The organism is Streptomyces sp. SID14515, from assembly GCF_010548505.1.
GTDB classification, from domain to species: Bacteria; Actinomycetota; Actinomycetes; order Streptomycetales; family Streptomycetaceae; genus Streptomyces; species Streptomyces caviscabies.
Map to the genome: position 1 here is coordinate 103,346 of NZ_JAAGMH010000123.1, position 8,826 is coordinate 112,171.

Annotated in this window: 8 protein-coding genes and 1 pseudogene; 7 read left to right on the plus strand and 2 right to left on the minus strand. The window is 72.4% G+C overall.

Annotation, left to right across the window (positions count from 1 at the left end; all coding sequences use genetic code 11):
- Positions 1-13: 13 nt before the first annotated feature.
- Positions 14-991, plus strand: a complete 978-nt coding sequence (locus G3I54_RS30035) for an ABC transporter ATP-binding protein (RefSeq protein WP_164619086.1) — start codon at positions 14-16, stop codon at positions 989-991.
- The gene (locus G3I54_RS30040) at positions 981-2,258 is read left to right on the plus strand and encodes a dipeptide ABC transporter ATP-binding protein (protein ID WP_164619088.1); all 1,278 of its coding nucleotides are present in this window, start codon (positions 981-983) and stop codon (positions 2,256-2,258) included. Before G3I54_RS30035 ends, G3I54_RS30040 begins: the two co-directional genes overlap by 11 nt.
- 20 nt (positions 2,259-2,278) lie before the next feature.
- On the opposite strand, the gene G3I54_RS30045 is transcribed toward G3I54_RS30040, so the two are convergent.
- Positions 2,279-2,755, minus strand: a complete 477-nt coding sequence (locus G3I54_RS30045; protein WP_164619090.1) for a DUF3515 family protein — start codon at positions 2,753-2,755, stop codon at positions 2,279-2,281.
- Positions 2,756-3,098: 343 nt separating this feature from the next.
- Here G3I54_RS30045 and G3I54_RS30050 point away from each other — a divergent pair, with 343 nt between their 5' ends.
- Positions 3,099-4,133 (plus strand): hypothetical protein, encoded by a 1,035-nt coding sequence (locus tag G3I54_RS30050; protein ID WP_164619092.1) that lies wholly within the window; start codon positions 3,099-3,101, stop codon positions 4,131-4,133.
- Positions 4,134-4,183: 50 nt separating this feature from the next.
- On the opposite strand, the gene G3I54_RS30055 is transcribed toward G3I54_RS30050, so the two are convergent.
- Positions 4,184-6,310, minus strand: coding sequence for a prolyl oligopeptidase family serine peptidase (locus G3I54_RS30055; RefSeq protein ID WP_164619094.1), 2,127 nt, complete (start codon positions 6,308-6,310; stop codon positions 4,184-4,186).
- A gap of 176 nt (positions 6,311-6,486) precedes the next feature.
- Between G3I54_RS30055 and G3I54_RS30060 the strand changes: the two genes are divergently transcribed.
- From G3I54_RS30060 to G3I54_RS30080, 4 genes and pseudogenes are all read left to right on the plus strand, one after another.
- Positions 6,487-6,681, plus strand: coding sequence for a hypothetical protein (locus G3I54_RS30060; protein WP_010063247.1), 195 nt, complete (start codon positions 6,487-6,489; stop codon positions 6,679-6,681).
- Positions 6,682-6,765: 84 nt separating this feature from the next.
- Positions 6,766-7,695, plus strand: coding sequence for an N-acetyl-1-D-myo-inositol-2-amino-2-deoxy-alpha-D-glucopyranoside deacetylase (gene mshB / locus G3I54_RS30065; RefSeq protein WP_164619097.1), 930 nt, complete (start codon positions 6,766-6,768; stop codon positions 7,693-7,695).
- On the plus strand, positions 7,692-8,165 hold the full coding sequence (locus G3I54_RS30070; protein WP_164619099.1) for a DUF6113 family protein: 474 nt from the start codon (positions 7,692-7,694) through the stop codon (positions 8,163-8,165). Before mshB ends, G3I54_RS30070 begins: the two co-directional genes overlap by 4 nt.
- 175 nt (positions 8,166-8,340) lie before the next feature.
- A pseudogene (locus tag G3I54_RS30080) lies at positions 8,341-8,826 on the plus strand (hypothetical protein); the annotation flags it as partial.

Consider the following 8,826-nt stretch of genomic DNA (forward strand, 5'->3'; position numbering starts at 1 on the left):
GGAGCCGGTTGCCATGTTGCTCGAAGTGCGCGATCTGCACGTGGAGTTCCACACCCGCGAAGGCGTCGCCAAGGCCGTCAACGGGGTCAACTACTCGGTGGCCGAGGGCGAGACGCTCGCCGTCCTCGGCGAGTCCGGCTCCGGCAAGTCCGTCACCGCCCAGGCCATCATGGGCATCCTCGACATGCCGCCCGGGAAGATCGCCGGCGGCGAGATCCTCTTCAAGGACCAGGACCTGCTGAAGCTCAAGCCGGAGGAGCGCCGGAAGATCCGCGGCCAGGAGATGGCCATGATCTTCCAGGACGCCCTCTCCTCGCTGAACCCGGTCCTCACCGTCGGCGAGCAGCTCGGCGAGATGTTCGTCGTGCACCGCGGCATGTCCCGCAAGGACGCGAAGGCCAGGTCGGTCGAGCTGATGGACCGGGTCCGCATCCCGGCCGCCAAGGAACGGGTCGGCAACTACCCGCACCAGTTCTCCGGCGGTATGCGCCAGCGCATCATGATCGCCATGGCGATGGCCCTGGAACCGTCGCTGATCATCGCCGACGAGCCGACCACCGCCCTGGACGTCACCGTCCAGGCCCAGGTCATGGACCTCCTCGCCGAGCTCCAGCGCGAGCTGAACATGGGCCTCATCCTGATCACCCACGACCTCGGCGTGGTCGCCGACGTCGCCGACAAGATCGCCGTCATGTACGCGGGCCGCATCGTCGAGACCGCCCCCGTCCACGAGATCTACAAGGCCCCGGCCCACCCGTACACCAAGGGCCTCCTCCAGTCGATCCCGCGCCTGGACCAGAAGGGCCAGGAGCTCTACGCGATCAAGGGCCTGCCGCCCAACCTCACGCGCATCCCGCCGGGCTGCGCGTTCAACCCCCGCTGCCCGATGGCCCAGGACGTGTGCCGCAGCGATGTGCCGCCGCTCTACGAGGTGGACGAGCAGCGCCGGAGCGCCTGCCACTTCTGGAAGGAGACGCTCGATGCACGCTGACCGCGACGGAAGTGCGGGGGCCGGCGGTGGCGCGGCCGGCTCCACGCTGCTCTCCAAGGCCCGCGAGGACGCCGTCACGCCGTACACGGAGGGCGACCCGATCCTCCAGGTCCGCGACCTCGCCAAGCACTACCCGCTCACCCAGGGCATCCTCTTCAAGCGGCAGATCGGCGCGGTCCGGGCCGTCGACGGCGTCGACTTCGACCTGCACGCGGGCGAGACGCTGGGCATCGTGGGGGAGTCGGGCTGCGGGAAGTCGACCGTCGCCAAGATGCTCGTCCACCTGGAACGTCCCACCGCCGGTGCGATCCGCTACAAGGGCGAGGACATCTCCAAGCTGTCCGGCCGGGCGCTGAAGGCGGTGCGGCGCAACATCCAGATGGTGTTCCAGGACCCGTACACCTCGCTGAACCCGCGGATGACGGTCGGCGACATCATCGGCGAGCCGTACGAGATCCACCCCGAGGTCGCCCCGAAGGGCAGCCGACGGCAGAAGGTGCAGGACCTGCTGGACGTCGTCGGCCTCAACCCGGAGTACATCAACCGCTATCCGCACCAGTTCTCCGGCGGCCAGCGCCAGCGCATCGGCATCGCCCGCGGTCTCGCGCTCAACCCGGAGATCATCGTCGCCGACGAACCGGTCTCCGCGCTCGACGTCTCCGTACAGGCCCAGGTCGTCAACCTGCTGGACCGGCTCCAGGCCGAATTCAGCCTCAGCTTCGTCTTCATCGCCCACGACCTCTCGATCGTCCGGCACATCTCCGACCGGGTCGGCGTGATGTACCTCGGCCGGATCGTGGAGATCGGCTCCGACGCGGAGATCTACGACCACCCCACCCACCCGTACACCCAGGCGCTGCTCTCCGCCGTGCCCGTCCCGGACCCGACGGCCCGCGAGCACCGGGAACGGATCATCCTGCACGGCGACGTCCCCTCGCCCGCCAACATCCCCTCGGGCTGCCGCTTCCGCACCCGCTGCTGGAAGGCGCAGGAGCGGTGCGAACTGGAGGTCCCGCTGCTGGCGGTCCCCGCGGAGTTCCGGCTCGTCGACACCCCGGCCCGGCACGACTCCGCGTGCCACTTCGCGGAGGAGAAGCGGGTGGTGCCGCCGGAGGGCGAGCTGGAGGTCCCGGGGCGGCCGCCGGGCCCCGACGTGGAGGCCCCGGGCACGACGACCCGGGGCCGCCCGGTCGAGGACGTGCCCGGACCCGGGGGGCCGGACTCCCCGGACGAGCCGCCGGAGCCCGGGGCGCCTACGCAGCCCTGAGCCCGGCTCCCGTCGCGCGGTCAGTCCGTGGCGCCGCAGGGCCGGTCGGCCTCGATCTCCTTCACGGCCGGGGCCAGGGCCGAGAGCACGGCCGAGGCCTCGACGCTCTCGTTGCGGATCCGGACCTGGACGCCGGGGGTGCGGCCCCGCGTGGCGAACATCTTGGCGGTCCGGTCGTCCGCGGGCTTCTGGGCGACCCAGCCGACCCCGCCCTCGTCGGTGCACTCGGCGCCGGCCTCGGGCTCGGGCATGCCGCAGTACAGGATGATGTCGCCGCCGTCCCCCCAGGCGGCGGCGCCGGTCACCTGCGACTTCTCGATGCCGTATCCGCCCAGCTCGCCGGGGAGCTTGCCGGTGAGCGTGCCGCACGCCGGACTGCCCGAATACGGCGGCTTGGTGAGGTTGTAGCCGTCTCCGCTGCCGCAGCCGGCGAGGGCGGCCGTACATACGGTCAGAGCGGCCGTGAGGCGGAGCGCCCCACGTGTGTTGCTGGTCAACGTGTTCCCCCGTGCGGGTGATTTGTCGGTCGATACGGAAATCTATCGCCCGGCGGCACGCCGACCTCGGGGCGGACACCTTCCGCACCGTCGGCCGATCCGTTAACAGGCAGGCAACTCAGCCGTCGTCACTCCGATATACGGACGCTCCATGCTGAACAACGTACGGCCGTGCGGGTGCCGTGGACCGGTCGGAGCGTCGTCTTGTCGCTCCGGCCGGTCGCCCGCCGCCTCCGCCCGGCCTTGCCCGGCGAGCGCCCTTGTTCATCCGTTCGGGGCAATGGAGTATCACCGGGTGACACTTACACGGGGAGCAAGAATCACCGGCGCCGTTCTCTGCGCGGTGCTGGCACTACTGACCATCGCCTGGATCGTGCGGGACATCCGGGCCGCCGACGGACCGGGACCGGTCTGGGACTACTGGGCGGGCACCGCGGACCTCCGGGACACGGTCCGGCCCACCACCTCGTCCACCAGCCTCGTCCTGCTGGTGGCCTACATCGCCGCCGCCGTCGCGGCACTCCGGTCCGCCTCGGCCGCTTCGGTCCTGATCGTCACCGGCGTCGTCACCTTCGCCCTGCGACTGCCCGGCGTCTGGATGGTCGCCGACGCCCCGGCCCCGGAGGAGCTGCGCGACCGGGCCCTGCTCACCACGTACGCCGTGCTCGCCGCGGCGATCGGCCTCATCGTCGCCGGGGCCGCGGGCCGCAGCCCCGTGCCGGAGGGCGAGCAGCGCCCCGCCGGACCCGGCCGCGGCGCGGGGGTGGCGGCCTTCCTGCTCCTCGGCTTCCAGGCGGTGGTCTTCGCCGGCTGGGAGATCCGGCAGCCCTTCGTCTATCCGTCCGAGCTCTACCCCGCGTGGTTCATCGGCGGGGAGCCTCTGAACATCCCGCTGACCGAGGGCCCGCCCGGCTGGGTCGGCGGGGTGCTCATCCTGATGCTCCTGGTGGCGGCCGTCGGCGCGGTCGCCGGGGCGGCCCACGCACGACCGCTCGGCCTGATCGCGGGCGGGTTCATGCTCTCCTCCGGTGTCCTGGGCGTGGTGCGCATCGTCCACTACGAGATGTACGAGCAGTTCCTCGACATGGAATTCGAGGCGCAGCTGAACATGCTGAGCTCCGTCTTCTCGCTCGTCGTCGCGCCCATCGTGCTCATCGTCCTCGCCCTCAAGGGCAGCCCCAGGACCTCCGGCGGCTCCCCGGGCCCGTGGGGCGGCTCCGGCCCCTGGGGCGTCCAGCCTCCCGGCCACCCGCCCGCCACCGGCCCCGGCGTGCCGCCCCAGGCCCCCGGCCACCCGCCCGCACCCGCCCCCGGCTTCGGGCCTCCGCAGGGCGGCGGCTTCGGGCCGCCGCCCTCCTCCCCGCCGCCGCGCTGGTGAGCCGGTGACGGGGGGTCCGGGGCGGGCCGGGCGGTCCGGGCGTGCGGGGCTCAGGCTCCGGTCAGCCCCAGCGACCGCTTGAGGAAGTCCACCTGGAGCAGGAGCAGGTTCTCCGCGACCTGCTCCTGCGGAGTCATGTGCGTCACCCCGCTCAGCGGCAGCACCTCGTGCGGCCGGCCGGCCGCCAGCAGCGCCGAGGACAGCCGCAGGGCGTGCGCGACCACCACGTTGTCGTCGGCCAGACCGTGCACGATCATCATCGGCCGGACCTCGGCGGCGGGCTCGGACAGCCCGTCGTCGGTGAGCAGCGAGTTGTACGCGTACACCTCGGGCCGCTCGGCCGGGTCGCCGAGATAGCGCTCGGTGTAGTGGGTGTCGTAGAGCCGCTGGTCCGTCACCGGCGCCCCCACGACCGCCGCGTGGAACACATCGGGCCGCCGCAGCACCGCGAGCCCCGCCAGATAGCCGCCGAAGGACCAGCCGCGGATCGCCACCCGGGACAGGTCCAGCGGGAACCGGTCCGCGAGCCCGTGCAACGCCTCGACCTGGTCCTCCATGGTCAGCACGAGGTTGTCCCGTACGGCCTTCTCCCAGGCGGGCGAACGGCCCGGCGCGCCCCGCCCGTCCGCCACGACCACCGCGAAGCCCTGGTCCGCGAACCACTGCGAGGTCAGGTGCGCGTTGTGGGCGGCGACCACCCGGCGGCCGTGCGGACCGCCGTACGGGTCCATCAGGACCGGAAGGGGACCGTCCGCCTCCTGGTAGTCCGAGGGGAGCAGCACGGCGCACGGAATCCGCCGTGCGCCCCCCTCGGTGAGCGTCACCCGGGCGGCGAGCACCGGCTCCTGGGCGAAGCTCGCGATCCGGGTCAGCCGCTTGCCGTCCCGCACCACCCACGCGGCGGCCCCGGGCTCCTCGGGAACGGCCGAGACCACGACCGAGAGACCGCCCGAGCGGACCGCGGAGTGCACACCCACCCCTTCGGAAATCCGCTCGATTCCCAGCTCGTTCACCCGGTACACATGGATCTGCCCGATCTCCGGCTCGACCGCGTCCTCACCGGCCACCGCCGAGACCAGGATGTCCGACTCGCCGATGTCCAGCACCGACTGGACGTGCAGCTGCGCCCCGGTGAGCAGCCGGTCCCCGACCGCCAGCACCCGCGCGCCGCCCTCGTCCACGATCCGCACCAGCCGCCCGTCCGGCGCCCACGCGGGCACCCCGGGGAAGAGATCCAGCCACACCGGGTCCTCGTCGACATGGACGATCCGGGTCGCACCGGTCTCCGGATCCACCGCCAGATACCGCTGACTGCGCTGGTCACGGGCCTGCACCAGCAGCAGCGGGGCGCCCGCGGACGACCAGTGCACCTGGGCCAGGTACGGGAACGCGGCCCGGTCCCAGACCACTTCGGTACGGGCCCCCGCCAGGTCCATGACGAAGAGCCGCACCTCGGCGTTGGGCGTGCCCGCCGCCGGGTAGGCGATCTCGGTCGGCCGGCGCTCCGGGTGCGCCGGATCGGCGATGTACCACCGCTGTACGGGGCTGTCGTCGGCCCGCGCGACCAGCAGCCGGTCCGACTCCGGCGACCACCAGAAACCCCGGTGGCGGTGCATCTCCTCGGCCGCGATGAACTCGGCCAGACCGTAGGTGACATGGGAGTCCTCCGGCTCGGCCAGCGCCCGGTCCTCCTCGCCGCCCGCCGTCACGACCCGCAGCGCGCCCTTGGCCACGTACGCGATGTGCCGGCCGTCGGGGGAGGGGCGCGGGTCGATCACCGGGCCCGGCACCGGCAGCGCCCGCGCGGTCCCGGCCCGCAGCTCGGCCACGTACACCTTTCCGGACAGGGCGAACGCCGCCAACTCCGCCGCCGCGTCCACCGCGTAGGAGACGATGCCCGACGAACCCTCCCGGGTCCGTTCGCGCCGGGCCCGCTCCTGCGCCGACAGCTTCTCCGCCGAACCGCCCAGCAGGACTTCGGGATCGGCGGCGACGCGCTCCTCGCCGGTCGCCGGGTCGTGCACCCAGAGCCGGTTGGTCCGGTCCGTTCCGGAGGCGGACCGGAGGAAGATCACCCGCGTCTCATCCGGTGAGACGGTGAAGGCGCGAGGTGCGCCGAGAGTGAAGCGCTGGGTCCGTGCTTGCTGGCGGGGAAAGGACAGCTTCTGCGAGGTCATGGCTCCGAACCTAGCCGCGAACTCGGCCGCGCGGCACGGTTCGTGCGCCCCTCGTGCTGCTGTGCCCCGATCAATGCGTTGGCACGGATAGTTATGATCCGTAGCGCTCGGTGGGTAGGAACCTGCTGACTCCGCGTGTGCTCCCGTCCCGACCGTACTGATGGAGGTGAACCGCCGTGGCGCTCTCGATTTCGGCGGTAGTGCTGCTGGCGATCATCGTCTTCCTGCTGATCCGGAAATCCGGACTGAAGGGAGGACACGCGGTGGTCTGCATGCTGCTCGGGTTCTACATCGCGAGCTCGTCCATCGCACCGACCATCTCCGACCTGACGACCAATGTGGCGGGGATGATCAGCAGCATCAAGTTCTGACCCGGGCGGCGAGCGGCGGGCGAGGGGTGGCGGGCGCAGGGGCGCGGGGGCACAGGGGGGCTCCGGGCTCGTAGGGTGGTCCCCATGAAGGACCTCCCCGCCCGCCGTCTGCTGCTCGTGCACGCGCACCCCGACGACGAGTCGATCAACAACGGCGCCACCATGGCCAGGTATGCGGCCGAGGGCGCCCACGTCACCCTGGTGACGTGCACGCTCGGCGAGGAGGGCGAGGTCATCCCGCCCTCGCTCGCCCGCCTCACCGCCGACCGGGACGACGCGCTGGGCCCCCACCGCGTCGGCGAGCTGGCCGCGGCGATGAAGGAGCTCGGCGTCGGCGACCACCGCTTCCTCGGCGGAGCGGGCCGCTACCGCGACTCCGGAATGATGGGCGCCGAGCAGAACGACCGCCCCGGCTCCTTCTGGTCCACCCCGGTCGACGAGGCGGCGGCCCACCTCGTCGAGGTGATCCGCGAGGTCCGCCCCCAGGTCCTGGTCACCTACGACCCGGACGGCGGCTACGGCCACCCCGACCACATCCAGGCCCACCGGGTCGCGATGCGCGCCGCCGACCTGGCCGCCGACCCGGCGTACGGCTCCGGCGCACCGCACACCATCGCCAAGATCTACTGGAACCGGGTGGAGCGGACCGTGCTGGAGGCCGCCTTCGACCGCCTCCGCGCCACCGCGCCGGACGCCTTCCCCGGCATCGCCGCTGTGGGCGATGTCCCGGGCGTGACCGGCGGGGAGCAGATCACCGCGGAGATCGACGGATCGGCGTACGCCGGGGCGAAGTCGGCGGCGATGCGCGCCCACGCCACCCAGATCGCGGTCGACGGCCCCTTCTTCGCCCTCTCCAACGACCTCGGCCAGCCCCTGTTGACGTCCGAGTGCTACCAACTGGTGCGGGGTGTGGCGGGTGTGCCGAAGGGCGCGCGTGAGGACGACTTGTTCGCGGGCCTGCCGGACGGTACGAACGGTACGGACTCCACGGGCGCCGCTGGAGGCACGGAATGAGCGGGAACACCGGCAAGGGCCGGGACCGCGCGCAGTCCGCCCGCGCGTCGCTGCGCAACGCGCCGCCCAGGCCGCCCGAGCCCACCGGTCTTCTCTCGCGTCCGAACCCGGCCCGGATCGCCGCCTACTTGGGCTTCGGCGTGCTCGGCGTACTCGTCGCGATCGCCGGAACCCTCGTCCAAGCCGCCTGGTTCCCGGGCGGGTTGATCATCGCGCTGGTGGCCTGCGCGGGCCTCTTCTACGGCGGCCGGATCCTGGTCGGCACCCAGCTCGGCGCGCTCGCCCCGGCGGCCGGCTGGTTCGTCACGGTTTTCCTTCTGCTGAGCGGTACGTCGGAGGGCGACTACGTCTTCGGCGACGAACTCGGCCTGGCGCTCTTCGTCCTCGGCGGGACGGCCGCCGCTGTGATCTGTGCCACCACGTCCAAAGTGCCGCAATCAGCCATCCGCAGCGGCCGGTCCGGTACGTGAAGTGCCAAGTCCGGGTCCGCCGCGACCCCCACAGGTGTGATGCAGGGGTGGAGGTTTCCCCCGGTCGCGGAGTGTCCGACGGCGGCGGCCAGTATGGTGGTGCGCGCGCCGAGCCGTCCCCTGGCCTGCGGCATGGGGGAAGTACGGGCGGCGGAGCCAATCGGGAGAACCTGCTTTGAGTCGTGAAACTGACAGTTCGTCCTCCGGGCCCCAGGGTCGCGGCGGAGCCGCGTACCCGTCGGGTACGCCGCCGTACGGATCCCGCCAGTATCCGTCGCAGGACGGCTCTGACGAGAACCCGGAATCCGTGGATCCGCCCCGGCCCGAGGAACCCAAGACCGAGACGACGCTGACGACGCGCATCCGGATCAACATCCCCGGATCGCGTCCCATCCCGCCGGTCGTGATGCGTACGCCGATGGCGGAGAGCGACATCTCCGGCGGCCGTTCCGACGCGGAGCGCACCGGCGCCACCCCGCGCCCCGGCACGCCGCCGTCGGCGCCCGCGGCCGGAAGCGGCGTCGGGGGCGGCTCGGGCCCCTCCGATCGTTCCGCCCGTGCGGCGGGCCCGGACGGCGGAGCGCCCGCGGACCGGTCCCGGGGCGGCGGCCCGGCCGCCGACCCGACGCCCGCGGAGAAGCCGGCCCGGGAGAAGAGCGGC